Below are 26,860 nucleotides of genomic sequence, written 5' to 3' on the forward strand. Positions count from 1 at the left end.
AAGCAACGATTCGCAATCACTTTCTGCGCTATTCCAGAGAGGTAAGAAGTCGCGTCAAGATCATTACAATGGACATGTTTAGCCCCTACTACGAAATCGCTAAGAAACTCTTTCCAAAGGCTAAAATCGTCCTCGATCGCTTTCACATTGTACAGCATCTTAGCCGTGCTATGAGTCGTGTTCGTGTTCAAATCATGAATCAATTGGATCGAAAATCGCACGAACATAAAGCGCTGAAACGCTACTGGAAACTGATTCAACAAGATAGCCGGAAACTCAGCGATAAACGCTTTTATCGCCCAACTTTTCGCATGCACTTGACAAATCAAGAGATTCTTGAAAAGCTACTCTCTTACTCTCAAGAACTCAGAGAACACTATGAGCTTTACCAACTCTTGCTTTTTCATTTTCAAGAGAAACAAGCTGAGCATTTCTTTGGACTCATTGAAGAAAGGATTGCTTGTATAAATCCTATCTTTCAGACTGTTTTTAAAACCTTTCTCAAGGACAAAGATAAAATTATCAACGCTCTTGAACTCCCTTACTCAAATGCAAAGCTAGAGGCTACAAACAACCTCATCAAGGTTATCAAGCGCAACGCTTTTGGCTTTCGGAATTTTGAAAACTTCAAAACTAGAATTCTCATCACTTTGAATATCAAAAAGGAGAGAACCAATTCGGTCCTCTCCAGATGTTAGCTGACATCAACCCACTACAGTTGACAAAGAGCCTAAAAAACAAGCTCAAAGTTCAGTCTAACGGCTGACTTTGAGCTTGTTTTTTACTCTGCTGTTGTAGGAGTACTATTAACCCCTGTGGTAGTAGTTGGTGCCACAGAAGAAACTGATGGTACTGTTTCTGCATTGCTAGGCACCTCCGCCGAATAGGAATTATAGCCACCACCATAAGTTGCCGGTTGGCTGGTAGCATCATAGGTTCCGTTATATTCTTCATATGAACTTGAATCTGTACTCCTGAGACTATTGCCTCCCATCAAATCCTCATAAAGAACCGCATTGGTTTTCAAACTTTTTACCAAGTCCAGCCCCAAAGTTTTACGGATTAGGTTTTGCATTTCAAGCAAATGCTCTGAAGTTACCAACTGATAGCTGCCACCGTCTGCCAATGTCGCATCTTCTCCACGCAGCTGCTCAGATTGAATATGTCTAAAGGCATCCTGATAACCTAGTAACTGAGGAATACTTCCAGAATCCAAGGCAATATTGGTCTGCATGTTATTGCTCACTGCTCGTAGAATAGCTTGATAGTGACTAACGCTATTGAGGCTCAGCACTTTTTCAACAACTTTGCGAATAACCTCACGCTGGCGTTTTTGACGGCCGTAATCTCCCTCTGGATCCTGATAACGCATACGAGCATAGACTAGAGCCTGATCCCCATTGATCAAATGCTTACCTGGCTCAACAGTCGCGGTATATTCTGGCTCATTTTCTTCGATGGAAATCGGGAAATCAAAGGTATTGTTGACCTCAATTCCGCCAACCGCATCCACCAGCTGAACCAAACCCTGCATGTTAATCATCACATAGCGGTCAATATGGATATTCATCAAATCCTGAATCGTCGAAATGGCTAATTCTGCACCGCCATAAGCATAGGCCGCATTAAGTTTGGCTTCGGTCGTTTGACCATTTTCATCAATTTGAGTTAGAATGTCCCGCTCTAAACTCATCATAACCGTTTTCTTTGTTTTAGGATTGACTGAGAGAAGGATCATCGAGTCACTATTTCCCTGCCAGGCATCAGAACGCGAACCGCTTCCTGTATCTACTCCCATCAACAGAATTGTCAAAGGCTTGGTTTCGGCAATGACATTTGTTTCATTTCCTAAACCTTTATAAGTGCGGGACAAGGTGTCCGTCGACTGATTGTAAATAGTCCAAGCGTAAGCCCCTACTCCGATTGCCGTTACTGCGAAAAGACTTAAAAACATTAGTAAAATTTTTTTAAACATATTTCCATCAATCTATCAGCTTACCCATGAGGTAAACATCCAGAAATATCCCTTCTGTTAAATAGGCCCCTCTTTTTTGGAGGCCTTCAATTTCAAAACCTAACTCTTTATAGAGATGGACAGCTCGCTCATTTCTAACCTGAACAGTTAGCTCCAATCGTCGGAGACTGCTGTTATTCTCCGCCCAATACAAAGCCTCTTCCAGCAGAATACGGCCGAGACCTTGATTCCAAAAAGCTTTTTTGACAACGATAAAGACTTGCCCAATATGTCGAATCCGCTCATGAAAATCCGCCGTGATACTAACAAGACCTGCGATTTCATCATCGAGTAGCGCTAAGAGATAGAGCTGATTCTCTGACTCCGCTTGGTGCTGAATGAAACTGGCCATCTGATCTTCATCCATCAAAATCCCAGCTTCATCTAAAGTCATATAATCCGACTCAGCCCCAACTTGATTTAGAAAAGCAATCAAAGTCTCTGCATCCGTCTGTTCTGCCTCGCGCAAGGCCAATTCAAATTCAGCCATGCTTCAGCTCCTCAAGTAGTTCCTGAGAACGATGCCCCTTGCTTTCAAAGACCAGCTCGCGTCCATCAGCTTTCTTCAGAATTGTCAGCTTCAGATAATCATCTGGCAGACTGTCCTCCAATAATTCTCCCCATTCAATGACGGTAACTCCCTCACCAAAGAGAAAATCATCTAAGTCGATCGAATCTGGATCCTCACCAATCCGATAAACATCTAAGTGATAAAGTGGCAAGCAGCCTTCATACTCCCGAACAATCGTATAGGTCGGACTTTTTATCATTTGCTTGACACCGAGACCCCTAGCCAAACCCTTGGTAAAGGTAGTTTTCCCCGCTCCCAAGTCCCCTGTTAAAATCAAAACATCTTGTTCCTGAAGCAAGCCTCCGAGACGCTGGCCCCATTCGATTAATTCTTCCTCATTATGACTAAACATTCTTATATTATACCAAAAGATTTGGTTTTACGCTTAAATTTTTAAAGAAAATAACATGTTTCAATACAAATCTCTAGAACGTCTATGCTGAGCACGTTCATGTATCTTCTGTTAAGAGATAAGACCAGTATTAGCCGCTGTATCATAAAAGGATTGTTGATACAAAAAAGAAGCTGGAAGATTCCAACTTCTTAGGTATTTTTAAGACAAGGCTAGACTAACAAAGTTGAGGATGAAGAGCAAGTCTAAAATCCAAATCATTGAATGCACTTCCTTGGCTTCACCTTTGATAACTTTCACAAGAGCATACATGATAAAGCCTGCTGCAATCCCGTGTGTGATGCTGTAAGTGAAGCCCATGAAGATAGAGGTGAAGAAAGCTGGGATAGCTTCTGCCATATCATCCCACTGAATATTTTTTAAGCTGCTCAACATCATGATCCCTACGACAATCAAAATTGGCGCAGTTGCTGCTGTCGGAACGATGGCCAAAAGCGGGCTAAAGAAGCTAGATACCGCAAAGCAAAGCGCCACAACCAAGGCTGTCAAACCAGTCCGGCCACCAGCTCCGATACCAGCTGCAGACTCTACATAAGTAGTAACATTAGAAGTACCGGCAATCGCACCGATAGTGGTCCCAATCAAGTCAGAATACAAAGCTTTGTCTAAACCTTCTGATTCATGATTTTCACCAGAAGTCGCTACGATACCCACCTTTTCACCAGTTCCGATCAAGGTACCGATGGTATCAAAGATATCCGTCAGAGAGAAGGCAAGGATAGCCATAAATGTCTGAGTCAGACGAGCCGTATCAGCAAAGAGAGCTCCCAAACCTTCTGGACCAACCGCCACACCAAAAATTTGTCCAAGTTCTGTCAATGCCGTTCCGAGATTATGCTGACCAAAGTCAATAGCAGACAGGTCAACCAAACCAACAGCAATGGCTATTACTGTCGTTGCAAAGATGGACAAGATGATGCCACCCTTGATGCCTTTGATAACAAAGAAAATCGTGATTGCTAGACCAAGCAGTGCCAGCAAAACTGCTGGATTATTGAAATCAACCAGTCCGGGAGTTGCAGCTGAATTGGCTGTGATAGCAGCTTTGGCTTGGTCAGCTCCTTTTCCAGCCACTACATAGTTGCCTGGATCGATTGAAAATTTCAAAAGACCGGCATTTTTAATCCCTACATAAGCTAGAAAAACACCGATACCAGCAGAAATAGCTGAACGAAGCGCTGATGGTATCGACTCAATAATGGTCTTACGAATCTTAGTCAAAGTAATAAAGAGCGAGATCAGACCACAGATGAAGACCATGCCCAAAGCTTCTTGCCAAGTGTAGCCCAAACTAAAGACAACCGTGAAAGTAAAGAAAGCATTGAGACCCATACCCGGCGCTTGCGCGTAAGGGAGGTTGGCATAAAAGGCCATCATGAGCGTTCCGGCAACTGCTCCGATAATCGTTGCCAGAAAGACACCTTGAGCCGGCATACCTGTTTGCGCCAGCATGGCTGGATTAACAAAAAGGATGTAGCTCATAGCAAAGAAAGTCGTTAACCCAGCAAGAACTTCCGTACGAATGTCCGTACCGTGCTCTTTGAGTTTGAATATTTTATCCATTATAGATAATCTCCTAAATTGTTTTATAGCAATTTATTAAAAGAAAAACTCCTTATTTCTTTTAAAGTATCACTTCTATCCGTTATTCACGAACAATAATAAGATTATACTTAAAAACATTCACTTTTTCAACCCTAATGCTCTAAAAAATACTTTAAAATGTCTTATTTTTTATTTTCTCTACTTAAAAAGAGCAAACTCATCACTTGGATAAAGGTAAATCCAAGGATAAATACCAGACATTCCCTCTGAAATGTTTCCAGTAACTTTTGGACAACTAACTGTGGCCGCGTCACCAAGTCCCAAGAATTGAGCCGGTCATAGCGACCGATATAGATAGCCAGACTCGACAGATAGGACAGAGCCGCAACCACAAGCATATCTATCCACCAAGTCAACTTCCAGCGCTCACGCAGGATATTCCAGCTTTCAACCCCACAATAAACTCCAAATAAAATGCTCGGTACAAAAGCCATAAACAGACGCATACTGACAGGATTCCACAGAGCATCCCCTACCCAGGTCATGTGGACCAAATCCGTCAGCATATAAAAGGTATTCGGATAAAAGACCAGCCAGACCATCAGCAGAAGCGGGTAAAGCCATTTTTGCGTGTTGAAAATTACCGTCAACACAGCAGCATCATAAGCAATCAGGGCCAAAATCATATTCCAGATCAAATCTGGACCTTGGACACTTATCCCCTGAATATAAACAACAATCGAAATCAACATGAAAAAAATGTGAATCAAAATTGGTTTGCGCATACAAGATTTCCTCCTTCGCTCGAAATATCGCTCTTTTATAGAAGAAAAATAATAAAAAACAATCGCATTTCATCTATTGAGGAAATATTATACCACAACTTGTGCCATTTAATCTTAATTCTGTTATAATAGACTGTACCATACTTGACGAGGGAAAAAATGACAAAAAAAATAATCGCCGTAGACTTGGACGGAACTCTGCTGAATTCCGAGAGTAAACTGTCTGACTTTACCAAAGAAACCATCAAAAAAATATCAGCTAAAGGACACAAGGTCATCATCACCACTGGACGTCCTTACCGTATGGCTCTAAACTTTTATAAGGAATTGGAGCTCAATACGCCTATGATTAATTTCAATGGTTCCTTGACGCACATCCCTGACAAAAAATGGGAATTTGAGCAGTCCTTGACGGTAGACAAGTCCTTTTTACTAGATATGGTCCAGCGAAAAGAGGAAATCGAAGCTGATTTCATTGCTGGAGAATACCGCAAAAAATTCTACATCACAAATCCAGATGAAGAGATCGCAGATCCTAAGCTGTTTGGCATTGACAATTTCAAACCGGAAAATCAATTTCAACCGCAGCTGGTAACCAAAAATCCTAACGCCATTTTGCTGCAAACGCATGCAACCGATAAATATGCCCTTGCTGCTGAAATGAATGCTTTTTATCAGCATAAGCTCGCTATTAATACCTGGGGAGGCCCGCTCAATATCCTAGAGTGCAATCCTAAAGGCGTCAATAAAGCCTTCGCCCTCCAATACCTACTCAATATCCTCAATGTCGATCGCCAAGACCTAATCGCTTTTGGGGACGAACAGAATGACACAGAAATGCTGGAGTTTGCAGGAACAGGCTATGCCATGAAAAATGCCAATGAAACCCTGCTTCCCTTTGCTGACCAGCAACTTAAACTGACCAATGACCAAGACGGCGTGGCACATGAGCTTAACAATTTATTCTTATAAAGTCAATGGACGAGTCCTAAATAGGATTCGTTTTTTCTTATTTCAGGAAAATAAACATACTTTCAAACATTAGCAATTTCATTTTTCAGCCTCGGCTTTCAACTGTTTTCTTTTCATTTCATATATTAATAGATTTAGTGTCATTCCCTAATTTTTATCTAATTATTTAAGTGCTTAAAAGTATGAAAAATGGTGATTTAATAGGCTTTTTTCTGAGAAATTTATTTGAAAATCGATGTCACTTTAGCCTAATCACTTGCATTTTTCATGAAAACGTTTTATAATAATATCTAGCCTTAAAGTTTTCTTAAACTTAAGTCAAACATTTTATAAGGAGGAAAAACAATAATGAGTATTGGAATCATTATTGCCAGCCACGGTGAATTTGCTGCCGGCATTCATCAGTCAGGTTCTATGATTTTTGGTGAGCAAGAGAAAGTTCAAGTTGTAACTTTCATGCCAAACGAAGGTCCTGACGATTTGTATGCAAAATTCAATGATGCTGTGGCTTCGTTTGATGCGAACGATGAGGTATTGGTCTTGGCTGACCTTTGGAGTGGGTCTCCATTTAACCAAGCTAGCCGTGTCATGGGTGAAAATCCAGACCGCAAGTTCGCTATTATTACAGGTTTGAACCTGCCTATGCTAATTCAAGCCTACACAGAGCGCATGATGGATGCAAACGCTGGCGTAGATGCTGTCGTTGCAAATATCATCAAGGAAGCTAAGGAAGGTGTCAAAGCACTTCCAGAAGAACTGAACCCAGTTGCAGAAAGTGCTGCACCTGCTGCCGCACCTGTTGCTCAGGCAGCTATTCCAGAAGGAACTGTTATCGGAGATGGCAAACTGAAAATCAATTTGGCTCGTATCGATACACGTTTGCTGCACGGACAAGTTGCAACTGCTTGGACTCCAGATTCAAAAGCAGACCGTATCATCGTTGCTTCTGACTCTGTAGCGAATGATGAACTCCGTAAAGAACTCATCAAACAAGCTGCACCTGGTAATGTCAAAGCCAACGTTGTTCCAATTGATAAGCTGATTGCTGTTTCAAAAGATCCACGTTTCGGTAATACTCACGCTCTTATCTTATTTGAAACTCCACAAGATGCTCTGCGTGCTGTCGAAGGCGGTGTGCCAATCAAGACCCTCAATGTAGGTTCAATGGCTCACTCAACTGGTAAGACAATGGTCAATAACGTTCTGTCAATGGACAAGGACGACGTGGCTACTTACGAAAAATTGCGTGACCTCGGAGTTGAATTCGACGTGCGTAAAGTACCAAATGATTCTAAAAAAGATTTGTTTGACTTAATTAACAAAGCCAACGTTCAATAATATTAAACGTTTCGCTCTCATATTATTATGAAAGGATTTAAAACATGTCTATTATTTCTATGGTTTTAGTAGTCCTTGTTGCCTTCCTAGCTGGTCTTGAAGGTATCTTGGACCAATTCCAATTCCACCAACCATTGGTTGCATGTACCTTGATTGGTCTTGCGACTGGTAATTTAACTGCTGGTGTTATCCTTGGCGGATCTCTTCAAATGATCGCTCTTGGTTGGGCTAACATTGGTGCTGCCGTTGCTCCTGATGCTGCTCTGGCTTCAGTTGCTGCTGCTATCATTATGGTTCAAGGTGGGGACTTTACCAACAAAGGTATTACTGTTGCAACTACAATCGCAATCCCTCTTGCTGTAGCTGGTCTCTTCCTTACTATGATTGTGCGCACTATCTCCGTTGCCTTGGTTCACGCTGCTGATGCTGCTGCTAAAAAAGGTGACTTCGCTAGCGTTGAACGCGCTCACTTTGTAGCTCTTCTTCTTCAAGGTCTTCGTATCGCTATTCCTGCAGCCCTTCTTCTTGCAATCCCTGCAGAAGCAGTGCAAAACCTGCTTGCTATGATGCCTGCTTGGTTGTCAGGTGGTATGGCAGTCGGCGGGGGAATGGTCGTTGCCGTTGGTTACGCTATGGTTATCAACATGATGGCAACCCGTGAAGTATGGCCATTCTTTGCTATCGGTTTCGCCCTTGCAGCTATTAGCGAATTGACTCTGATTGCCCTCGGTGCTATCGGTGTAGCTATTGCCCTTATCTACCTCAACCTTTCTAAGAAAGGCGGAAACGGTGGTGGCGGTTCTGCTGCATCTAACGATCCAATCGGCGATATCCTAGAAGACTACTAAGAAAGGAGCTGCTATATCATGACTGAAAAAATTCAATTATCACAATTAGACCGTCAAAAAGTTTGGTGGCGTTCTACTTTCTTGCAAGGTTCTTGGAACTATGAACGTATGCAAAACTTGGGTTGGGCATACGCACTCATTCCAGCTATCAAGAAACTTTATACTAAAAAAGAAGATCAAGCTGCTGCTCTTGAGCGTCACTTGGAATTCTTCAATACTCACCCATACGTTGCTGCTCCAATCATCGGTGTAACACTTGCCCTTGAAGAAGAAAAAGCAAATGGTGCGGAAATTGACGATGCAGCTATCCAAGGGGTTAAAATCGGTATGATGGGACCTTTGGCTGGTATCGGTGACCCAGTCTTCTGGTTTACAGTTCGTCCAATCCTCGGAGCTCTCGGTGCATCTCTTGCTCTGTCAGGAAATATCATCGGCCCACTTCTCTTCTTCGTTCTTTGGAACGCAATCCGTATGGCCTTCTTGTGGTACACTCAAGAATTGGGTTACAAAGCTGGTTCTGAAATCACAAAAGACATGTCTGGTGGTATCCTCCAAGACATCACCAAAGGTGCATCTATCCTTGGTATGTTTATCTTGGCTGTATTGGTTGCACGCTGGGTAAACGTTAGCTTTGCGCTTCAATTGCCATCTACAAAACTCTCTGAAGGGGCTTATATCAACTTCCCTAAAGGTGCCGTAACTGGTGAAGAACTTCAGAAAATCTTGGGTGATGTTGCAGGCGGCTTGAGCTTGACTCCTGAAAAAGCAAACAGCCTTCAAGGGCAAATTAACTCTCTGATTCCAGGTTTGATGGGACTTCTCCTTACCTTCCTCTGCATGTGGTTGCTTAAGAAGAAAGTTTCACCAATCACAATCATCATCGGACTTTTCGTTGTTGGTATTGTTGCCCGTGTTATTGGTTTCATGTAATCAAAGAAGAAGGTTTCGGCCTTCTTTTTATTGTGGTATAATAGCTATATCATTTAAAAGGGAGATGTTTTATGGCGCAATCGCAAAATAAATCGATTGAATTTCAAACTACAGGAGTTTCCTATCTTGGTTTAGGTGGAAAGGTTGGGAAATTTTTAGTCGGTGATGTCGCACTGGAATTCTACGCTGATGCCAATGTAGAAGACTATGTTCAACTGCCCTGGTCTAGCATCCAGCAGATCGGTGCCAATGTCTCTGGGAAAAATATCAGTCGCCATTTCGAAGTTTTTACAGACAAGGGCAAGTTTCTCTTTGCTTCTAAGGACACTGGAAAGATTCTCAAAATTGCACGGCAACATATCGGAAATGAAAAAGTCGTCAAATTGCCTACCTTGATGCAAACAATTGGCCAATTCTTTAAAAATCTATTTGCAAAAAAATAGAAAATCCGGTATAATCTAGGAAACGGATAAGTAAGACTAACGCTTCTTTCAGAAAGTCTGCGGGTGCTGCGAGCAGATAGGAGCCTAGTGTGAAATTCTACCGTTGCAATACAACTACATACATAATCAAGTGCACACCAGTGAAGTTGGATGGAACCGCGGCCTAGCCGCTCCAACAGTTTCCTCGGTGTGCTTTTATTTTTGGAGGTTTTATGTTAGATTTAAAACGCATTCGGACAGACTTTGATGCTGTCGCAGAGAAATTAGCTACCCGTGGCGTAGCAGCTGATGTGCTCAATCAAATGAAGGAAATTGATGAGCAACGACGTGATTTGTTGGTAAAAGTAGAAAATCTCAAAGCAGAACGCAACACCGTTTCTGCTGAGATTGCTCAAGCCAAGCGCAACAAAGAAAATGCGGACGACAAAATCGCTGCTATGCAAAAACTATCTGCCCAAGTCAAGGACTTAGATGCTACTTTGGCTGAATTAGATGCTAAATTGACCGAGTTCACCACAACCCTACCAAACATTCCGCACGATAGCGTGCCAGTCGGGGCAGACGAGGATGATAATGTAGAAGTCCGCCGCTGGGGTACACCGCGCCAATTTGACTTTGAAGCTAAGGCTCACTGGGATCTAGGCGAAGACTTGGACATCCTAGACTGGGAACGCGGGGCAAAAGTTACTGGAGCCCGCTTCCTCTTCTACAAGGGCTTAGGAGCTCGATTAGAGCGCGCTATCTACAACTTCATGTTGGACGAGCATGGCAAAGAAGGCTATACAGAAGTCATCACTCCCTACATGGTCAACCATGATTCTATGTTTGGGACAGGGCAATATCCTAAGTTCAAAGAAGATACGTTTGAGCTGGCTGATACCAACTTCGTGCTCATTCCGACTGCTGAAGTTCCGCTGACCAACTACTATCGAGACGAAATTCTAGATGGCAAAGAATTGCCAATCTACTTCACAGCTATGAGCCCATCTTTCCGTTCTGAAGCTGGTTCTGCTGGTCGTGACACGCGCGGTCTGATCCGCCTGCACCAATTCCACAAGGTTGAAATGGTGAAATTTGCCAAGCCAGAAGAATCTTATGAAGAGCTGGAAAAGATGACTGCCAATGCAGAAAACATCCTGCAAAAGCTTAATCTGCCTTACCGTGTCGTTGCCCTTTCTACTGGCGACATGGGCTTCTCAGCTGCTAAGACCTACGACTTGGAAGTTTGGATTCCAGCTCAGAACACCTATCGTGAAATTTCCAGCTGCTCTAACACAGAAGATTTCCAAGCTCGTCGAGCTCAAATCCGCTACCGTGACGAAGCAGATGGCAAAGTCAAACTCCTCCATACTCTCAACGGGTCTGGATTGGCTGTCGGACGCACGGTAGCAGCTATCTTAGAAAATTATCAAAATGAAGATGGTTCTGTGACCATTCCTGAAGTCCTACGTCCTTACATGGGGGGCTTGGAAGTCATTACAGCAGAATAAGCGAATCCACTGTGATATCTGCAATTTGTACATCGACTAGCAATCAATGACCGCTAATAGAGGCTAAGGATTCTCTTTGAAGCTATCTTCTGTCAAAATGAATTTTATATGAGAATTTTCACCCATTTTATACAGTTGGTCAAAGAAGCTAAATAAAAAAAGACAAACATCTCATCTTGATGCTTGTCTTCAATCAGAAACCGAGTTCAACTCGGTTTTTAATATTTTCTGAATCGTTGATAACGATTTTCCAATAATTCTTTCAGAGGTAGTTTGGAAAGTTGAGCCAGCTCAGTACTGATTTCTTCCTTGACCGCAGCTAAGAGTTCATATTTATTGAATCCGCGTTCTGGAATAACCTTATCCACAACTCCCATCTGCAGCAGTTCATGGGAAGTGATTTTCATCAGCTCAGCTGCCTCCATAGCCCGACTGCCATCTTTCCAGAGAATAGAGGCAAAGCCTTCTGGGCTTAATACCGCATACATGGAATTTTCCAGCATCCAGACCTTATCTGCAACAGCCAGTGCCAGAGCACCACCTGAACCGCCCTCACCGATGATAATGGCAATAATGGGCACCTTAAGGTCACTCATTTCCATGAGATTGCGGGCAATCGCTTCTCCTTGTCCACGCTCCTCAGCGCCGACCCCAGGATAGGCTCCTGCAGTGTTGATAAAAGTCACAACCGGACGACCGAATTTCTCTGCCTGCTTCATCAAACGCAGAGCTTTACGATATCCTTCGGGATGAGGTTGACCAAAATTTCGCCGCAGATTATCCTGGAGATTGCGCCCTTTCTGAATCCCGACAACCGTTACAGGCTGGCCCTGCAAGGTTCCAATACCGCCAATAACGGCACCGTCATCACGAAAAGAACGATCTCCGTGCAATTCCACAAAGTCATCAAAAATCCCCCGAGCAAAATCTAAGGCCGTTAAACGCGCCTGATTACGCGCTTCCTTGATGATCCGAATGATTCTTGTCATAGGCCACCTCCATGAAAGCTTAAAAGTATGGCAATCGTATCACGTAATTCACCACGCTTGACAATTGCATCGACGAAACCATGTTCCAGCAAAAATTCAGCCTTTTGGAAATCATCTGGCAATTTCTCTCTTACAGTAGACTCAATAACCCGACGGCCAGCAAAACCAACCAAAGCTTGAGCTTCGGCTAAAATGATATCGCCTTCCATAGCAAAGGAAGCCGTGACACCGCCTGTTGTCGGATCCGTCAGGACTATCAGGTAAAAGAGCCCCGCCTTGGAGTGACGCTGCACAGCAGCAGAGGTCTTGGCCATTTGCATGAGACTCATAATGCCTTCCTGCATCCGAGCACCGCCAGACGCTGTGAAAAGAACGACTGGCAGCTTCTGTTCTGTCGCATACTCAAAGAGACGGGTTATCTTCTCCCCTACAACAGTTCCCATGGAAGCCATGATAAAGTTGGAATCCATGATTCCCAGAGCAATTTTTCGACCTTTAATCAGAGCTGTACCAGTCAAAACGGCCTCATCCAGACCTGTTTTTTCACGCATCTGCGCCAGTTTTTCCTTATAATGAGGAAAACGCAGCGGATCCGTTGTCTCAATCCCAGTGAACAGTTCATCAAAGCTATTCTCGTCTGCGATTAAGCTCAAACGTTCAAATGCAGTAATACGGAAAGTGTAGCCACAATTTGGACAAATCCGTTCGCTTCCCAAATCTTTTTGATAAATGGTGTGCTTACACCCTGGACACTTGGAGAATAGTTCATCTGGCACCTCTGGTTTAGCCTGAGGTGTCTCACGAATCGCCCGATTCGGATTGATTCGGATATATTTATCCTTTTTTGAAAACAAAGGCATTGCTTACTCCTTCATCAAATCTAAGAGTGATTCTGTCTATTTAAAACAAAACCACTCTCTGTCACTTAATTTTTATCTTGATAAGCTGGGAGAAATTTTTCCATTAGAAAAGCTGTATCGTAGTCTCCCGCAATCACATTCGGATCAGAAATTAAATCCAGCTGGAAACTGCTGTTGGTCACAACACCGTCAATTTCTAGCTCATAGAGAGCCCGCTGCATTTTCATCAGCGCATCAAATCGGTTTTCTCCATGGACGATAATCTTGGCAATCATGCTGTCATAGTACGGTGGGATAGTGTAGCCGGGATAGACAGCTGAATCCACGCGCAAGCCCACTCCTCCGCTAGGCAAGTAAAGATTAGAAATCTTACCGGGACTCGGCGCAAAGTTAAAGGCTGGATTTTCAGCATTGATCCGACACTCAATTGCATGGCCTCGGATTTCAATATCATCCTGTCCAAAGGACAGTTCCTGCCCATTAGCAATCTTGATTTGCTCCTTGACGATGTCAATCCCCGTCACAAACTCTGTGACTGGATGCTCCACTTGAACCCGAGTATTCATTTCCATAAAGTAGAACTCACCCTTGGCTTCATCCAGCAGAAACTCAATTGTTCCAGCATTTTCATAGCCGACAGACTGAGCAGCCCGAACAGCTGCTTCTCCAATCTGCTGGCGCAGGGTTCTCCCAATCGCTACAGACGGGCTTTCTTCCAACACCTTCTGATTATTACGCTGCAAAGAGCAATCCCGCTCGCCCAAGTGGACCACATGGCCCTGCTGATCTGCCAGGATTTGTACTTCGATATGACGAGCTGGATAAATCACTCGCTCCATATACATGGCACCATTACCAAAGGCCGCTTTAGCTTCGCTAGAAGCAGACTCAAAAGCCGCTACTAAATCCTCAGCCTTTTCAACCTTACGGATGCCCTTGCCGCCACCGCCGGCAGAAGCTTTGAGCATGACTGGATAGCCAATCTTTTCGGCTACTTCCAAGGCTTCTTTAGAAGTATACACCTCTCCATCAGATCCTGGAATAACCGGTACTTTGGCCTTAATCATCTGTGCTCGGGCATTGATCTTATCCCCCATCAGATCCATGACAGTACCTGATGGTCCAATAAACTTAATACCGACTTCTTCGCACATGGTTGCAAATTTGGAGTTTTCACTCAAAAAACCAAAACCAGGATGAATAGCTTCTGCCTCGGTCAAAACAGCAGCCGAAAGCACAGCATTCATATTGAGATAAGAGTCCGTGGATTTGGCTGGACCGATACAGACTGCCTCATCAGCCAGTAAGGTATGGAGTGCTTCCTTGTCAGCCGTTGAATAAACTGCTACTGTCGCAATCCCCAACTCGCGGGCTGCGCGAATAATTCTGACCGCAATTTCCCCACGGTTAGCAATTAAAATTTTACGAAACATGGTGAAATCTCCTCTTTCTTACTGACCAATCGCAAAGGTCAAGGTTCCGCTAGCTGCAAGTTTTCCGTCAACCTCAGCCTTAGCTTCTACCACTGCAATGGTGCCACGACGCTTGACAAACTTGGCCGTCATAATCAATTGATCGCCTGGTACAACTTGCTTTTTGAACTTAACCTTGTCCATGCCAGCATAGAAGACCAGCTTGCCCTTGTTTTCTTCTTTAGACAACTCCAGCACACCAGCCGTTTGAGCCAAAGCTTCCATAATCAAAACACCTGGCATGACAGGATACTGAGGAAAATGCCCGTTAAAGAATGGTTCGTTAATTGTCACATTTTTTAGAGCGACAATCTCATCTTCACTGACTTCCAAAACGCGATCCACCAAAAGCATGGGATAGCGGTGCGGAAGTGCTTCTTTTATTGCATTGATATCAATCATTTAATGCGTACCAGCCCTTTCCCAAACTCAACCATTTCTTCATTCTGGACCAGAATTTCTGTAACCAGACCATCTTTAGGTGCCGGTACTTCATTCATGACCTTCATGGCTTCAATAATCATCAGGGTCTGACCTTTTTTTACTTGGTCACCAACTGTCACAAACGGCGGCTTGTCCGGGCCAGCTGCTAAGTAAGCCACACCAACCAAAGGACTTTCCACAACATCACCTTCAGCAGCAGGAACCGGAGCTTCTGGCGCCAGCTCAAGCGCTGCAGCTGGAGCTGCTTGAGGAGTTGGCTCAATCACAGGCGCACTTACTGGCTGCACAGGAGCTACGATTGGAGCTGCACTGACTGCTTGAGCTGTTGCAACTGCAGCTTGCCCTTCATTCTTACTGAAAGTCAGCTCATCACTTTGATTTTTATAAGAAAATTCACGCAGGCTTGATTGGTCAAACTGAGCCATCAAGTCTTTAATTTCATTGATATTCATCTAGTCCTCCCAGCGCTTGAATGCCAGAACAGCATTGTGGCCACCAAAGCCAAATGTATTGGAAATCGCATAAGGAATTTCTTGCTCCTTACCTTGGCCAAATACAACATTTGCTTCAATATAATCTGATACTTCTCTTGTACCAGCTGTTTTTGGTACAAAGCTATGGCGCATAGCTTCAATGGTCGCAATCGCTTCGACTGCACCAGCTGCACCCAGCAGGTGACCGGTGAATGATTTAGTGGATGAAACAGGAACATCCTTACCAAGAACTGCAACAATGGCACCACTTTCGCCTTTTTCATTAGCAGGAGTTGAAGTTCCATGGGCATTGACATAAGCTACATCTGCTGGGCTAATCTCCGCTTCAGCAAGAGCCAATTTAATCGCCTTAATAGCACCCTGACCTTCTGGATGCGGAGAAGTCATGTGGTAAGCATCACAAGTATTGCCGTAGCCAACCACTTCAGCTAAGATAGTCGCTCCACGTTTTTCAGCATGCTCCAGACTTTCAAGAACCAGCATACCTGAGCCTTCCCCCATGACAAAACCATTCCGGTCTTTATCAAAAGGAATTGACGCACGGACAGGATCTTCTGTCGTGGAGAGAGCCGTTAAAGCTTGGAAGCCAGCAATCGCAAATGGTGTGATAGAAGCTTCTGAACCACCTACCAACATCACATCTTGGAAACCAAATTTGATAGAACGGAAGGCATCACCAATCGCATCATTTGAAGAAGCACAAGCTGTATTGATTGATTTACATACTCCATTTGCTCCGAAGCGCATAGCCACATTCCCAGCTGCCATATTTGGCAGAGCCTTTGGCAAGGTCATCGGTTTGACACGCTTCGGACCTTTCTCATGCAAACGAATGACTTGATCTTCGATTTCCTTAATACCACCGATACCAGATGCAACGATGACACCAAAGCGATCCTTGTCAATATTTTCAACATCTAAACCAGCATTATTGACCGCTTCTTGAGAGGCATAAAGAGCATACAAGGAATAGTTGTCAAAACGATTGGTGTCTTTCTTGATAAAATATTTATCAAAAGGAAAATCTTGAACTTCTGCCGCATTATGAACAGCAAAATCTCTGTGATCAAACTTGGTGATGGGACCAATCCCAATCTTACCTTCTTTTAAACTATTCCAAAATTCTTCTGGTGTGTTTCCGATGGGAGAGGTTAAGCCATAACCTGTTACAACAACTCGATTTAGTTTCATAGTGAACTCCTTTATGATGATTGGTGAACTTTCAAATCCAAATTCATTTGAAATTACTGCATGGTCAGCCCGCCATCAATCGTGATGACTTGACCGGTAAGATATTCCTGACCCGCCAAGAACAAGGCGACATCAGCCACTTCTCCGGTATTCCCGAACCGTTTCATTGGGATTTGAGCAAGGGAGGCTTCTTTGATTTTTTCAGGAAGCCCGTCTGTCATATCAGATTCGATAAAGCCTGGGGCAATTACATTGACACGGATATTGCGCGCTGCCACTTCACGGGCAACCGACTTAGAAAATCCAATCAAGCCAGCTTTAGAAGCTGCATAGTTGGCCTGACCGACATTACCAGTCAAACCGACAACACTTGATAAGTTAATGATTACTCCCTGGCGAGCCTTGGTCATTGGTTTCAAGACAGCTTGTGTCATATTAAAGGTTCCAGTCAAGTTGACCTTCAGCACTTGCTCGAAGTCCTCCTCTGTCATCTTAAGCATGAGCTTATCTCGAGTAATCCCAGCATTGTTAACCAAGACATCTACAGACCCTAAAGCCACAATTGCCTCATCAATCATCCGCTTCGCATCAATACCATCAGATACATCTCCCGAAATAGCCACGACTTTGATTGGATAACCAGCAAACTCAGCTAAAACGTCATCTGAAATTTGACCGCGCCCGTTCAAGACAATATTGGCACCTGCACTTGCAAACTTATGTGCAATGGCCAGACCGATTCCACGGCTAGATCCCGTAATAAAAACATTTTTATTTTTTAATTCCATTGGTATTCCCCATTATTTTTCCAGTAGGGCTGTCAAAGTGTCTACACTTTCAACAGAATGAACAACTGCTGATTTGTCAATTTTCTTAATAAAGCCAGACAGGACTTTCCCTGGACCAATCTCGATAAATTCTGTCACACCAGCTTCCTGCATTTTAGCGATACTGTCATAGAAACGAACTGGTTCCATGACCTGGCGAGTCAGTAATTCCTTAATTCTGTCAGCTTCCATAATATCCGCTTCTGTATTGCCTACCAGCGGAAGCTGAAAATCAGCAAATTCCGTTTCAGCCAAAACCTGAGCTAACTGTTCACTAGCTGGCTTCAAGAGAGCCGTATGGAAAGGGCCAGAAACATTCAGCGGAATCAAGCGTTTCACACCTGCTTCCTTGAGTAATTCCACCGCCTTGTCCACCGCTGCCGCATCGCCCCCAATGACGATTTGACTAGGAGTATTGTAGTTGGCTGGAGAGACTACTCCCAGCTGACTAGCCGTCTGACAGGCTGCCTCAATAACAGCCACATCTGTATTCAGGACTGCAACCATCTTTCCAGAGCCAGCAGGGGCAGCTTCTTCCATAAAAGCTCCGCGTTTAGCGACTAGAGCTACCGCTGTTCTAAAGTCCAGCGCACCAGCTGCTACCAAGGCTGAGTATTCGCCTAGAGAGAGACCAGCCACCATATCAGGCTGGATTCCTTTTTCAGCTAGCAGGAGATAAATAGCAACAGAAGTTGTCAAAATTGCTGGCTGAGTATAGCGAGTTTGGTTAAGTTTTTCCTCATTCTGGTCAATCAATTCCCGAACATCATAGCCCAGAACCTGGCTGGCTTCCTCAAAGGTCGCCTTGACCACGCCATACTGATCATAGAGGTCACGAGCCATCCCCAGATACTGGGCCCCCTGACCGGCAAAGAGAAAGGCTGTTTTAGTCATTTCTAGTCACTCCTGCCCAACGTTTTGCTTCTTGCTGAATCTTTTCAGCAGCGCCATAATAAATATCCTTGAGAATTTCTTCTACTGTTTCTTCCTTGCTAACCAAGCCGGCAATCTGACCGGACATGACCGAACCATTTTCCACATCGCCACGGACAACCGCATTGGCCAAGGCACCAGCACCTAGATTTTCAAAAACAGTCAAATCTGGATTTTCTTGCTTGAAGGCTTCTTTTTCTGCCTTTTCGAAATCACGAGTTAGCTTATTCTTGATAGCACGAACCGCATGGCCGAAATGCTGAGCAGAAATTGTCGTATCAATATCCCGAGCCTTCAAGATCATATCTTTATAATTTTGGTGAGCATTGGATTCCTTAGCAACGACGAAGCGTGTTCCAACCTGAACAGCTTCAGCTCCCAACATAAAGCCAGCTGCCGCCCCTGGTCCATCTGCAATACCACCAGCTGCAACAACTGGGATATTCACAGCCTCTACAACCTGACGTACTAAAGACATGGTAGTCAGTTTACCGATATGGCCACCGGCCTCCATCCCTTCTGCAATGACCGCATCCGCTCCGATTTTTTCCATCCGTTTAGCTAGAGCTACACTTGGTACAACTGGGATTACGGTAATGCCTGCTTCGTGGAAGCGAGCCATGTACTTACTTGGATTGCCCGCGCCAGTCGTCACCACTTTAACTCCTTCTTCAATGACAAGATCCACAATATCTTCTGCAAAAGGAGAGAGAAGCATGATATTGACACCGAAAGGACGGTCTGTCAAAGACTTGATTTTGTCAATATTGGCCTTCACCACTTCCTTAGGAGCATTTCCACCACCGATGATGCCAAGACCACCAGCTTTTGAAACCGCACCAGCCAAGTCACCGTCCGCAACCCAGGCCATTCCACCTTGAAAAATAGGATATTTAATATCTAATAATTCTGTAATTCGTGTTTGCATAATACCTTCCTCTAATCATTGCTTAAGTAATAGCTGGATTCCAAACTACCACATGCGAGATGTATTTCTTTACTTTGACAGTCAAACTATTACCTAAACAAGAGAGAATATCTCACGATACTCTCAAGTTCTTGTTTATTTTGTTTTTTCTTCTACGTAAGCAACCAAGTCACCAACTGTATTTAAGCCTTCTTCAGTTTCGATTTGGATGTCAAAAGCATCTTCGATTTCTGAAATAACTTGGAACAAGTCCAATGAATCAGCTTCAAGATCATCGAAAGTTGACTCAAGCGTAACTTCTGATGGCTCTTTGCCAAGTTCTTCAACGATAATTTCTTGTACTTTTTCAAATACTGCCATGGATAGACTCCTTTAAAAATAAATATTTTTTATCAATGTGTTTCCACATGACTAACTAAATTGTAACAATAAGCGTGCCCCATGTCAAACCTCCACCGAAACCTGACAGCAAAATTGTCTGATTTTCGTTCAGCTTAATCAAGTCCTGTTGGACACACTCAGATAATAAAATCGGGATACTGGCTGCACTGGTATTACCATATTCCATCATATTAGCAGGCAACTTTTCCCTAGTGACTCCCAGTTTCTTAGCCATCTTGTCCAAAATCCGGATATTGGCCTGATGCAAGAGCAGATAGTCCAAATCATCTACTGAAAACTGGCTTTCCTCAATGGTGCTTTTAATTGATTGAGCCACATCTCGAATGGCAAAGTCAAAGATTGCCCGACCTTCCATTTTCAAATAACGTGTATCTTCTTGCTTCTCTGAAAAAGGTGAAGACAAGCCAAGCCTGCCACTAGTCAGACTCTCACCTCTCAGACCATCTGTAAACTGACTTTCAGCCCAAAAATGCTGTCTTTCTGAAGTTTCAAGTAAAACACCGCCAGCACCGTCACCAAACAATACCGAAGTCGTGCGATCTGACCAATCCACAACCTTTGATAAGGTTTCACTTCCAATGACCAAACCTTTTTTATACCGTCCAGAAGAAATAAATTTCTCACCTGTAGACAAAGCAAAGATAAAACCGCTGCAGGCTGCCGTCAAATCAAAAGCAAAAGCATCCTTAGCGCCAATATTCGCTTGAACCCTAGCTGCAGTAGAAGGCATCATAGAATCAGGCGTAATAGTTGCAACGATGATAAAATCAATCTCATCAGCAGAAATTCTACCTTTCTCTAACAACTGCTTAGCAACCTTTGTCGCTAAATCACTGGTGGTTTCATTTAAAGATATGTGACGTTTTTTAATCCCTGTCCGGCTTGAAATCCATTCATCACTAGTGTCCATCAATTTTGCCAAATCATCATTCGTGACAATTTGACTAGGAGCATAATGCGCAGTTTGGCTAATCTTTGCGTAGTTCATCATTTCAGCTCCTCTAAAAAATTATATAAGTTATGCAGACCTTTTTGCATCACTTTTCTTTCTTCCGAACTCATTCCTTCAACCACCTGCATGACCATCCGATTATGAAAACGTTTATGAAGGCGATACAAAAGCCGACCATTTTTAGTCAGATTCAGGTGAACTACGCGGCGATCAATTTCTGAGCGTCGACGTTCGATATACCCTTTCCGCTCTAAATTATTCAAACTGGTGGTGACAGTCCCCAAAGTAACCATTAATTCTCTTGAAATATCACTTGGAGTTGCATTTGGAGTGGAGCCAATAACATCAATCGTATGCATTTCTTTAATAGAGACATCTTTAAAACGACTGCCTCGGAGGCTGGACTCTTCAATGACCAAGACATTGTTAAAAATCGATGTTAAATAATCATTTACTAGCTGGAAATTCAAAAACCACACCTCCTTAAAAAATACTTTGGCATTCAAATTTTATCAGATATCAAAATAATTTGCAAGCCTTTTTGAAAATTATTTTGAAAATCAAATAATTTTTTATAATTACTCTTGGGATGTAAACCTTGCCAATTTTCGTCTATTTCCCTCTAAACTTAGGTCTACGCTTTTCAGTATAGGCTTGAACACCTTCTTTAAAGTCCTCGGTGAACGCAAGGGATTTCTGCAGTTCTAACTCCAACTCTGCATATTCTTTCCAACCGCTGAAGAGACTTTTCCAGACCATTTCTTTCATGGCCCTATAGGAATTAAGCGAACCACGTTTTAATTTTTTAAGAAGTTGGTCTGTTGTTTTTTCCAGTTTTTCAGACTCACAGACTTTATAGAGCAAGCCATACTCCAAAGCCTTCTCTGCTGTCAAAGCCTCCCCTGTCATCACCAAATGAGTTGCCCGAGTCACACCGATTGCCCGAGTCAGTAAGTAAAGACCACCTGCATCTGGCGCCAGACCGACCCCGACAAAGGCTTGGATAAAACGAGATTTCTCTGTCGCAATACAGAAATCTGCAGCCACGACCATATTGACAGCCGCCCCTGCAACTGGTCCGTCCACACTCATGATAACTGGTTTCGGTAGACGTTTCATGGCAAAGGAAATATCATTGACCAGCTCTGCAATTTTGACCAAGGATTGGATATCATCCGCACTGACAGCCCTTTGCATTTCAGCTAGGTCACCGCCGACAGAAAATACCTTCCCATTAGCATTGATGACTAAAAATTTTACCGCCTGATCATTTGCAGCAAGTTCAATCGCTTCTAAAATTTCCTCACACATAGGAATATTAAAACCGTTTGAAACTTCCGGACGATTAAAAGTAATGGTCGCTACTTCATCAGCTACCTTGTAAAGAATACCATTGAAAGTCATTCTAGCTCCATTCCCGACTTGATATATTCAGTCGATTTTATTTTGTGATTAAATAATTTGATAATCAAATTATAATGCAGTATCTATTCTAACATAAATAATTTTGAAAGAAAAGAAAAAATAAATAAATTTAAATGATAACCAGATGTTAAGTCATTTACACAAACTTCACTACTTTTAGAGGTTGAAAAAGAAGAATTGAAAAATTTTCAGAATTTTGTTATAATTTTTAAAATAAATATGAGGAGCATCCATGAAAGTTGTAAAATTTGGCGGAAGTTCACTAGCTTCTGCAACTCAATTACAAAAAGTGTTAAATATTGTTAAGTCAGATAAAGAACGTCAATTCGTTGTTGTATCAGCCCCAGGAAAAAGAAATGATTCTGATACCAAAGTCACAGATGCTTTGATTAAATACTATCGTGCATACATCGCTGGTGATGATGTTTCATTGCATCAAAAATGGATTATCAACCGTTATGCAGATATCGTGGCGGAGCTAGATTTAAAGCCAACTATTCTCGATAGAATTTCAAAAAACATTGTTTCATTAGCCACTCTGCCAGTTGAAGAGAATGAATTTCTATATGATACTTTTCTTGCAGCTGGTGAGGATAATAATGCAAAATTAATTGCAGCTTTCTTCAACCAAAACGGAGTTCCTGCTCGCTATGTACATCCAAGAGAAGCTGGACTTTTTGTTTCCAGTGAGCCGGGTAATGCCCGAATTCTTCCATATAGCTATGATAAAATAGAGGAATTAAACAACTCCGAAGAAGTTCTTGTCATTCCAGGATTTTTCGGAGTTACCCGCGATGGACAAATCTGCACATTTTCTCGTGGTGGTTCTGATATTACAGGTTCTATCATTGCTGCAGGTGTCAAAGCAGATATCTATGAAAACTTTACTGATGTTGATGGGATTTTCGCAGCCCATCCTGGCATCGTCCACAAACCACATTCCATTCCTGAACTGACCTACCGTGAAATGCGGGAATTAGCCTATGCTGGCTTTACTGTTCTCCATGATGAGGCCCTGCTTCCTACTTACCGTGGTAAAATTCCACTGGTTATCAAAAACACTAACAATCCTGAACATCCTGGAACGCAAATTGTTCATAAACATAGCAAGGAACATTTACCTGTCGTCGGGATTGCTGGTGATGCAGGCTTTGTAAGTATCAATATGTCTAAATATCTCATGAACCGAGAAATCGGCTTTGGTAGACAGGTTCTCCAAATCCTAGAAGATTTGAACATTGGCTGGGAGCACATGCCTACAGGAATTGACGACCTCTCCATCATCTTGCGCGAGCGCGAATTGACCCCTATCAAAGAGGAAGAAATCCTTCGCCAGCTTATCCAAAAAGCAGAGGTTGATCATGCAGAAATTGAACACGACCTTTCCATTATCATGATTGTCGGTGAAAAAATGAAAAGCCATATTGGGGTTACAGCTACCGCAACCAAAGCTCTTTCAGAAAATAATATCAACATTCAAATGATGTCCCAAGGCTCAAGTGAAGTATCTATCATGTTCGTAGTCAATAAAGAACAAGAAAAAGCTGCTATCCGAGCGCTATATAAAGCCTTCTTTAAACCACAAACAAAAGAATAAATTATCTAAGATTCGTAGTAGACTTGATTATTAGACACTTCCAAAAGCTCACTACCTTCCAGAAGTGAGACTGTCAAGCCATGACAAAAAAAGATATTCATTTTATAATAAAGATCATCAATCCGTGGTCTTTAACAGAGCATTTTCTAGTCTATCAAAAAATTGGATAAGTAGGGAGCATGAGACAACTCATACATCCTTATGCATAAATAAAAGCATCTGCTCTATCGAGATGCTAAAATCTGCTCAACCTCAGTTGGGCGGATTTGCTATCTCTCAGGGAAGTTTACTCTTCCTTTTTATTTGGGCTCTTAGTCAACTTAGTGGATTGCAAAAGAGCTAGAATACTTAAATCTAAAATGTTCTATGGTTTTTAAAGAAACATTTGAATCAGTCGATGATCTAAAACGGCTCTATAATTTCTGTAGTGGGTAAATCCACCGCAGGGATTATGGAGCCTATTTTGTTGTAGAAAAAAAGTCCCATAAGACCTATAATGAAAAGCAACGAAACCATCATTAGAAAGAATCTTATGGAACAATTAAATTTTACCACAAACTTACTGGAAATCAAAGACAAAAATATCATCATTCTAGATTACAAGGACTCGGGGACTCATAAAGAAATCCTCGCTAAGCTAGATTATCCCGCACCTAAATGCCCTCACTGCCAAGGAAAAATGGCTAAATATGACTTCCAGAAAGAATCGAAAATTCCCTATCTAGAGTGCGCGGGATACAAGACATTGATTCGTCTAAGGAAACGACGTTTCCGCTGTCAAGATTGCGGGAAAGTAGCTGTCGCTGAAACGTCCTTAGTCAAGAAGAATCACCAAATCGCAACCATCGTCAAGCAGAAAATCGCTCAAAAACTAATCGACAAAGTCCCTATGACAGCTATCGCTGAAAACTTGGCTGTCTCTACTTCCACCGTCATTCGTAAATTGAAAGAATTCAAGTTCAAAACTGACCTTAACTACCTTCCAGAACACATGAGCTGGGATGTGGAAACAGTCAGGGAAGTGACTGTTTCAATCGGCAGATAGAGATGAGCTTCATTGCACAGGATTTCGATTCCAGAAAGATCCTAGCTATCCTAGATGGACGGACTCAAGCAACGATTCGCAATCACTTTCTGCGCTATTCCAGACAGGTCCGAAACGGCGTTAGAGTCATTACCATGGACATGTTTAGTCCCTACTATGACTTGGCTAGACAACTTTTTCCATGCGCTAAAATCGTCCTCGATCGCTTTCACATTGTGCAACATCTCAGCCGGGCTATGAGTCGTGTTCGTGTTCAAATCATGAATCAATTGGATCGAAAATCGCATGAATACAAAGCATTGAAACGCTACTGGAAACTCATTCAACAAGACAGTCGAAAACTCAGCGATAAACGCTTTTATCGTCCGACTTTTCGTATGCATTTGACCAACAAAGAGATTCTGGAAAAGCTACTCTCTTACTCTCAAGAACTCAGAGAACACTATGATCTTTACCAACTCTTGCTTTTTCATTTTCAAGAGAAACAAGCTGAGCATTTCTTTGGACTCATTGAAGAAAGGATTGCTTGTATAAATCCTATCTTTCAGACTGTTTTTAAAACCTTTCTCAAGGACAAAGATAAAATTATCAACGCTCTTGAACTCCCTTACTCAAATGCAAAACTAGAGGCCACTAACAACCTCATCAAAGTTATCAAGCGCAACGCTTTTGGCTTTCGGAACTTTGACAACTTTAGAACTAGAATTCTCATCACTTTGAATATCAAAAAGGAGAGAACCAATTCGGTCCTCTCCAGAGTATGACTTTTCGTTAACCCACTACAGTTGACAAAGAGCCAAAAAAACTAGTATCGGGAAGACAGGATTCGAACCTGCGACACCTTGGTCCCAAACCAAGTACTCTACCAAGCTGAGCTACTTCCCGAGAACAATCTAAAAACGGAGTCATGAGACTTCGTTCTAATATGCACCCTAGAGGAGTCGAACCTCTAACCGCCTGATTCGTAGTCAGGTACTCTATCCAGTTGAGCTAAGGGTGCTCTTCATCATACTAAATACATTATAACATAAAAGTCAAAAAAATCAAACTTTTATGCACCCTAGAGGAGTCGAACCTCTAACCGCCTGATTCGTAGTCAGGTACTCTATCCAGTTGAGCTAAGGGTGCTCTTTTAAACTCTCATGCCGAGGACCGGAATCGAACCGGTACGATCGTTGCCAATCGCAGGATTTTAAGTCCTGTGCGTCTGCCAGTTCCGCCACCCCGGCCTCAAAGCGAACGACGGGATTCGAACCCGCGACCCCCACCTTGGCAAGGTGGTGTTCTACCACTGAACTACGTTCGCATCTGTATAAAAAAATGCCGGCTACATGACTTGAACACGCGACCCTCTGATTACAAATCAGATGCTCTACCAACTGAGCTAAGCCGGCTCACTTCTATTCTTCATGCGGGTTAAGGGACTTGAACCCCCACGCCCTAAAGCGCCAGATCCTAAATCTGGTGCGTCTGCCAATTCCGCCAAACCCGCTTATATGACCCGTACTGGGCTCGAACCAGTGACCCTTTGATTAAAAGTCAAATGCTCTACCAACTGAGCTAACGAGTCTTTATAGAGTTGTCAAATAGGACTTAAGTGACACTTAATCCATCCGCAACATTCAATTGCATTTCCTACAATTGAAACGGTCCCGACGGGAATCGAACCCGCGATCTTCGCCGTGACAGGGCGACGTGATAACCGCTACACTACGGGACCTATATGGGAGTTAACGGGATCGAACCGCTGACCCTCTGCTTGTAAGGCAGATGCTCTCCCAGCTGAGCTAAACTCCCAAAAAGGAAGTACTAACACTTCCTATCCTGCTAAGCGACTTCCATATCTCACAGGGGGCAACCCCCAACTACTTCCGGCGTTCTAGGGCTTAACTACTGTGTTCGGCATGGGTACAGGTGTATCTCCTAGGCTATCGTCACTTAACTTTCTGAATT

27 protein-coding genes, 10 tRNA genes and 1 rRNA gene are annotated in these 26,860 nt (G+C 43.0%); 9 read left to right on the forward strand and 29 right to left on the reverse strand.

Features of this window, described 5'->3' with window-relative positions:
- On the forward strand, positions 1–698 hold a 698-nt coding region (locus FZ952_RS10140; protein ID WP_148881585.1), incomplete at its 5' end, for an ISL3 family transposase.
- Positions 699–781: 83 nt separating this feature from the next.
- Here FZ952_RS10140 and brpA read toward each other — a convergent pair.
- The 5 genes from brpA to FZ952_RS10165 form a co-directional block, all read right to left on the reverse strand.
- Entirely contained in the window at positions 782–1,975 is a 1,194-nt protein-coding gene (brpA, locus tag FZ952_RS10145; protein WP_148881586.1) for a biofilm formation/cell division transcriptional regulator BrpA, read from the reverse strand.
- 7 nt (positions 1,976–1,982) lie between these two features.
- Positions 1,983–2,504, reverse strand: a complete 522-nt coding sequence (locus FZ952_RS10150; RefSeq protein WP_148881587.1) for a GNAT family N-acetyltransferase — start codon at positions 2,502–2,504, stop codon at positions 1,983–1,985.
- Positions 2,497–2,937, reverse strand: coding sequence for a tRNA (adenosine(37)-N6)-threonylcarbamoyltransferase complex ATPase subunit type 1 TsaE (gene tsaE / locus FZ952_RS10155; RefSeq protein ID WP_148881588.1), 441 nt, complete (start codon positions 2,935–2,937; stop codon positions 2,497–2,499). The genes FZ952_RS10150 and tsaE overlap by 8 nt, the downstream gene beginning before the upstream one ends.
- Positions 2,938–3,138: 201 nt before the next feature.
- A complete protein-coding gene (locus tag FZ952_RS10160; RefSeq protein WP_148881589.1) occupies positions 3,139–4,560 on the reverse strand; it encodes an NCS2 family permease in 1,422 nt (473 codons plus the stop codon).
- A gap of 164 nt (positions 4,561–4,724) precedes the next feature.
- A complete protein-coding gene (locus FZ952_RS10165; protein WP_148881590.1) occupies positions 4,725–5,327 on the reverse strand; it encodes a DUF1361 domain-containing protein in 603 nt (200 codons plus the stop codon).
- Between the two features lie 159 nt (positions 5,328–5,486).
- On the opposite strand from FZ952_RS10165, the gene FZ952_RS10170 reads away from it, so the two are divergent.
- The 6 genes from FZ952_RS10170 (at position 5,487) to serS (ending at position 11,348) form a co-directional block, all read left to right on the forward strand.
- On the forward strand, positions 5,487–6,299 hold the full coding sequence (locus FZ952_RS10170; protein WP_148881591.1) for a Cof-type HAD-IIB family hydrolase: 813 nt from the start codon (positions 5,487–5,489) through the stop codon (positions 6,297–6,299).
- Positions 6,300–6,647: 348 nt separating this feature from the next.
- Entirely contained in the window at positions 6,648–7,637 is a 990-nt protein-coding gene (locus FZ952_RS10175) for a PTS sugar transporter subunit IIB (RefSeq protein ID WP_062201916.1), read from the forward strand.
- 44 nt (positions 7,638–7,681) lie between these two features.
- Positions 7,682–8,485 (forward strand): PTS mannose/fructose/sorbose transporter subunit IIC, encoded by an 804-nt coding sequence (locus tag FZ952_RS10180; RefSeq protein ID WP_148881592.1) that lies wholly within the window; start codon positions 7,682–7,684, stop codon positions 8,483–8,485.
- An 18-nt stretch (positions 8,486–8,503) separates the two neighbouring features.
- Entirely contained in the window at positions 8,504–9,415 is a 912-nt protein-coding gene (locus FZ952_RS10185) for a PTS system mannose/fructose/sorbose family transporter subunit IID (protein ID WP_148881593.1), read from the forward strand.
- Between the two features lie 71 nt (positions 9,416–9,486).
- The gene (locus FZ952_RS10190; RefSeq protein ID WP_148881594.1) at positions 9,487–9,858 is read left to right on the forward strand and encodes a DUF956 family protein; all 372 of its coding nucleotides are present in this window, start codon (positions 9,487–9,489) and stop codon (positions 9,856–9,858) included.
- Positions 9,859–10,070: 212 nt separating this feature from the next.
- A complete protein-coding gene (serS, locus tag FZ952_RS10195) occupies positions 10,071–11,348 on the forward strand; it encodes a serine--tRNA ligase (RefSeq protein WP_148881595.1) in 1,278 nt (425 codons plus the stop codon).
- Positions 11,349–11,566: 218 nt separating this feature from the next.
- Here the strand turns inward: serS and FZ952_RS10200 are convergent, their stop codons facing one another.
- The 13 genes from FZ952_RS10200 to FZ952_RS10260 all read right to left on the reverse strand — a co-directional run bounded on the left by FZ952_RS10200 (position 11,567) and on the right by FZ952_RS10260 (position 22,244).
- The gene (locus FZ952_RS10200) at positions 11,567–12,337 is read right to left on the reverse strand and encodes an acetyl-CoA carboxylase carboxyl transferase subunit alpha (RefSeq protein WP_148881596.1); all 771 of its coding nucleotides are present in this window, start codon (positions 12,335–12,337) and stop codon (positions 11,567–11,569) included.
- Positions 12,334–13,197: an acetyl-CoA carboxylase, carboxyltransferase subunit beta gene (gene accD / locus FZ952_RS10205; RefSeq protein ID WP_148881597.1), complete on the reverse strand. Its 864-nt coding sequence runs from the start codon at positions 13,195–13,197 to the stop codon at positions 12,334–12,336. Before accD ends, FZ952_RS10200 begins: the two co-directional genes overlap by 4 nt.
- 65 nt (positions 13,198–13,262) lie before the next feature.
- Entirely contained in the window at positions 13,263–14,630 is a 1,368-nt protein-coding gene (accC, locus tag FZ952_RS10210) for an acetyl-CoA carboxylase biotin carboxylase subunit (protein ID WP_148881598.1), read from the reverse strand.
- A gap of 18 nt (positions 14,631–14,648) precedes the next feature.
- Positions 14,649–15,071: a 3-hydroxyacyl-ACP dehydratase FabZ gene (gene fabZ, locus FZ952_RS10215; RefSeq protein ID WP_008809611.1), complete on the reverse strand. Its 423-nt coding sequence runs from the start codon at positions 15,069–15,071 to the stop codon at positions 14,649–14,651.
- Positions 15,068–15,565 carry an acetyl-CoA carboxylase biotin carboxyl carrier protein gene (gene accB, locus FZ952_RS10220; RefSeq protein WP_148881599.1) on the reverse strand — a complete coding sequence of 166 codons (498 nt, stop codon included), beginning with the start codon at positions 15,563–15,565 and terminating at the stop codon, positions 15,068–15,070. Before accB ends, fabZ begins: the two co-directional genes overlap by 4 nt.
- Positions 15,566–16,798: a beta-ketoacyl-ACP synthase II gene (gene fabF, locus FZ952_RS10225; protein ID WP_148881600.1), complete on the reverse strand. Its 1,233-nt coding sequence runs from the start codon at positions 16,796–16,798 to the stop codon at positions 15,566–15,568.
- A gap of 53 nt (positions 16,799–16,851) precedes the next feature.
- Complete coding sequence (gene fabG, locus FZ952_RS10230) at positions 16,852–17,586, reverse strand: 3-oxoacyl-[acyl-carrier-protein] reductase (protein WP_148881601.1); 735 nt, start codon at positions 17,584–17,586, stop codon at positions 16,852–16,854.
- 12 nt (positions 17,587–17,598) lie between these two features.
- A complete protein-coding gene (gene fabD / locus FZ952_RS10235; protein WP_148881602.1) occupies positions 17,599–18,519 on the reverse strand; it encodes an ACP S-malonyltransferase in 921 nt (306 codons plus the stop codon).
- Positions 18,512–19,486 (reverse strand): enoyl-[acyl-carrier-protein] reductase FabK, encoded by a 975-nt coding sequence (fabK, locus tag FZ952_RS10240; RefSeq protein WP_062201936.1) that lies wholly within the window; start codon positions 19,484–19,486, stop codon positions 18,512–18,514. The genes fabD and fabK overlap by 8 nt, the downstream gene beginning before the upstream one ends.
- A gap of 135 nt (positions 19,487–19,621) precedes the next feature.
- Entirely contained in the window at positions 19,622–19,846 is a 225-nt protein-coding gene (locus FZ952_RS10245; RefSeq protein WP_002893611.1) for an acyl carrier protein, read from the reverse strand.
- A gap of 55 nt (positions 19,847–19,901) precedes the next feature.
- On the reverse strand, positions 19,902–20,876 hold the full coding sequence (locus FZ952_RS10250; protein ID WP_148881605.1) for a beta-ketoacyl-ACP synthase III: 975 nt from the start codon (positions 20,874–20,876) through the stop codon (positions 19,902–19,904).
- On the reverse strand, positions 20,876–21,310 hold the full coding sequence (locus tag FZ952_RS10255; RefSeq protein WP_062201938.1) for a MarR family winged helix-turn-helix transcriptional regulator: 435 nt from the start codon (positions 21,308–21,310) through the stop codon (positions 20,876–20,878). The genes FZ952_RS10250 and FZ952_RS10255 overlap by 1 nt, the downstream gene beginning before the upstream one ends.
- Before the next feature lie 142 nt (positions 21,311–21,452).
- On the reverse strand, positions 21,453–22,244 hold the full coding sequence (locus FZ952_RS10260; protein ID WP_148881603.1) for an enoyl-CoA hydratase: 792 nt from the start codon (positions 22,242–22,244) through the stop codon (positions 21,453–21,455).
- Positions 22,245–22,497: 253 nt separating this feature from the next.
- Between FZ952_RS10260 and FZ952_RS10265 the strand changes: the two genes are divergently transcribed.
- Positions 22,498–23,862 carry an aspartate kinase gene (locus tag FZ952_RS10265; RefSeq protein WP_148881604.1) on the forward strand — a complete coding sequence of 455 codons (1,365 nt, stop codon included), beginning with the start codon at positions 22,498–22,500 and terminating at the stop codon, positions 23,860–23,862.
- Positions 23,863–24,394: 532 nt separating this feature from the next.
- Positions 24,395–25,671 (forward strand): ISL3 family transposase gene (locus FZ952_RS10270; RefSeq protein WP_262366361.1). Its coding sequence is split into 2 segments (ribosomal slippage): positions 24,395–24,905 and positions 24,905–25,671, totalling 1,278 coding nucleotides; the frame shifts between segments, so codons are not numbered across the junction.
- A gap of 47 nt (positions 25,672–25,718) precedes the next feature.
- Here the strand turns inward: FZ952_RS10270 and FZ952_RS10275 are convergent.
- The 11 genes from FZ952_RS10275 to rrf form a co-directional block, all read right to left on the reverse strand.
- Positions 25,719–25,792, reverse strand: a tRNA-Pro gene (locus FZ952_RS10275).
- 41 nt (positions 25,793–25,833) lie between these two features.
- A tRNA-Arg gene (locus tag FZ952_RS10280) sits at positions 25,834–25,907 on the reverse strand.
- Between the two features lie 54 nt (positions 25,908–25,961).
- Positions 25,962–26,035, reverse strand: a tRNA-Arg gene (locus tag FZ952_RS10285).
- A 15-nt stretch (positions 26,036–26,050) separates the two neighbouring features.
- Positions 26,051–26,136 (reverse strand) — tRNA-Leu (locus FZ952_RS10290).
- 5 nt (positions 26,137–26,141) lie between these two features.
- Positions 26,142–26,213 (reverse strand) — tRNA-Gly (locus FZ952_RS10295).
- Positions 26,214–26,228: 15 nt separating this feature from the next.
- Positions 26,229–26,301 (reverse strand) — tRNA-Thr (locus FZ952_RS10300).
- Between the two features lie 16 nt (positions 26,302–26,317).
- Positions 26,318–26,399 (reverse strand) — tRNA-Leu (locus FZ952_RS10305).
- A 5-nt stretch (positions 26,400–26,404) separates the two neighbouring features.
- Positions 26,405–26,477 (reverse strand) — tRNA-Lys (locus FZ952_RS10310).
- A 77-nt stretch (positions 26,478–26,554) separates the two neighbouring features.
- Positions 26,555–26,627, reverse strand: a tRNA-Asp gene (locus FZ952_RS10315).
- 4 nt (positions 26,628–26,631) lie between these two features.
- Positions 26,632–26,704, reverse strand: a tRNA-Val gene (locus FZ952_RS10320).
- Between the two features lie 29 nt (positions 26,705–26,733).
- Positions 26,734–26,849, reverse strand: a 5S ribosomal RNA gene (gene rrf, locus FZ952_RS10325).
- Between the last annotated feature and the right edge of the window lie 11 nt (positions 26,850–26,860).

It is taken from the genome of Streptococcus sp. Marseille-P7376, assembly GCF_902460385.1.
In the GTDB taxonomy this organism is placed as follows: Bacteria; Bacillota; Bacilli; order Lactobacillales; family Streptococcaceae; genus Streptococcus; species Streptococcus sinensis.

Excerpts from the sequence above, each read along its gene's own strand:
- accB (WP_148881599.1), bottom strand. The coding sequence starts at position 15,565 with ATGAATATCAATGAAATTAAAGACTTGATGGCTCAGTTTGACCAATCA.
- FZ952_RS10190 (WP_148881594.1), top strand. The coding sequence starts at position 9,487 with ATGGCGCAATCGCAAAATAAATCGATTGAATTTCAAACTACAGGAGTT.
- fabZ (WP_008809611.1), bottom strand. The coding sequence starts at position 15,071 with ATGATTGATATCAATGCAATAAAAGAAGCACTTCCGCACCGCTATCCC.
- FZ952_RS10245 (WP_002893611.1), bottom strand. The coding sequence starts at position 19,846 with ATGGCAGTATTTGAAAAAGTACAAGAAATTATCGTTGAAGAACTTGGC.
- fabD (WP_148881602.1), bottom strand. The coding sequence starts at position 18,519 with ATGACTAAAACAGCCTTTCTCTTTGCCGGTCAGGGGGCCCAGTATCTG.
- FZ952_RS10265 (WP_148881604.1), top strand. The coding sequence starts at position 22,498 with ATGAAAGTTGTAAAATTTGGCGGAAGTTCACTAGCTTCTGCAACTCAA.
- FZ952_RS10160 (WP_148881589.1), bottom strand. The coding sequence starts at position 4,560 with ATGGATAAAATATTCAAACTCAAAGAGCACGGTACGGACATTCGTACG.
- fabG (WP_148881601.1), bottom strand. The coding sequence starts at position 17,586 with ATGGAATTAAAAAATAAAAATGTTTTTATTACGGGATCTAGCCGTGGA.
- FZ952_RS10250 (WP_148881605.1), bottom strand. The coding sequence starts at position 20,876 with ATGAACTACGCAAAGATTAGCCAAACTGCGCATTATGCTCCTAGTCAA.
- FZ952_RS10165 (WP_148881590.1), bottom strand. The coding sequence starts at position 5,327 with ATGCGCAAACCAATTTTGATTCACATTTTTTTCATGTTGATTTCGATT.
- FZ952_RS10150 (WP_148881587.1), bottom strand. The coding sequence starts at position 2,504 with ATGGCTGAATTTGAATTGGCCTTGCGCGAGGCAGAACAGACGGATGCA.
- FZ952_RS10185 (WP_148881593.1), top strand. The coding sequence starts at position 8,504 with ATGACTGAAAAAATTCAATTATCACAATTAGACCGTCAAAAAGTTTGG.
- accC (WP_148881598.1), bottom strand. The coding sequence starts at position 14,630 with ATGTTTCGTAAAATTTTAATTGCTAACCGTGGGGAAATTGCGGTCAGA.
- FZ952_RS10200 (WP_148881596.1), bottom strand. The coding sequence starts at position 12,337 with ATGACAAGAATCATTCGGATCATCAAGGAAGCGCGTAATCAGGCGCGT.
- fabF (WP_148881600.1), bottom strand. The coding sequence starts at position 16,798 with ATGAAACTAAATCGAGTTGTTGTAACAGGTTATGGCTTAACCTCTCCC.
- FZ952_RS10170 (WP_148881591.1), top strand. The coding sequence starts at position 5,487 with ATGACAAAAAAAATAATCGCCGTAGACTTGGACGGAACTCTGCTGAAT.
- FZ952_RS10260 (WP_148881603.1), bottom strand. The coding sequence starts at position 22,244 with ATGACTTTCAATGGTATTCTTTACAAGGTAGCTGATGAAGTAGCGACC.
- FZ952_RS10180 (WP_148881592.1), top strand. The coding sequence starts at position 7,682 with ATGTCTATTATTTCTATGGTTTTAGTAGTCCTTGTTGCCTTCCTAGCT.
- tsaE (WP_148881588.1), bottom strand. The coding sequence starts at position 2,937 with ATGTTTAGTCATAATGAGGAAGAATTAATCGAATGGGGCCAGCGTCTC.
- brpA (WP_148881586.1), bottom strand. The coding sequence starts at position 1,975 with ATGTTTAAAAAAATTTTACTAATGTTTTTAAGTCTTTTCGCAGTAACG.
- fabK (WP_062201936.1), bottom strand. The coding sequence starts at position 19,486 with ATGCAAACACGAATTACAGAATTATTAGATATTAAATATCCTATTTTT.
- FZ952_RS10175 (WP_062201916.1), top strand. The coding sequence starts at position 6,648 with ATGAGTATTGGAATCATTATTGCCAGCCACGGTGAATTTGCTGCCGGC.
- accD (WP_148881597.1), bottom strand. The coding sequence starts at position 13,197 with ATGCCTTTGTTTTCAAAAAAGGATAAATATATCCGAATCAATCCGAAT.
- serS (WP_148881595.1), top strand. The coding sequence starts at position 10,071 with ATGTTAGATTTAAAACGCATTCGGACAGACTTTGATGCTGTCGCAGAG.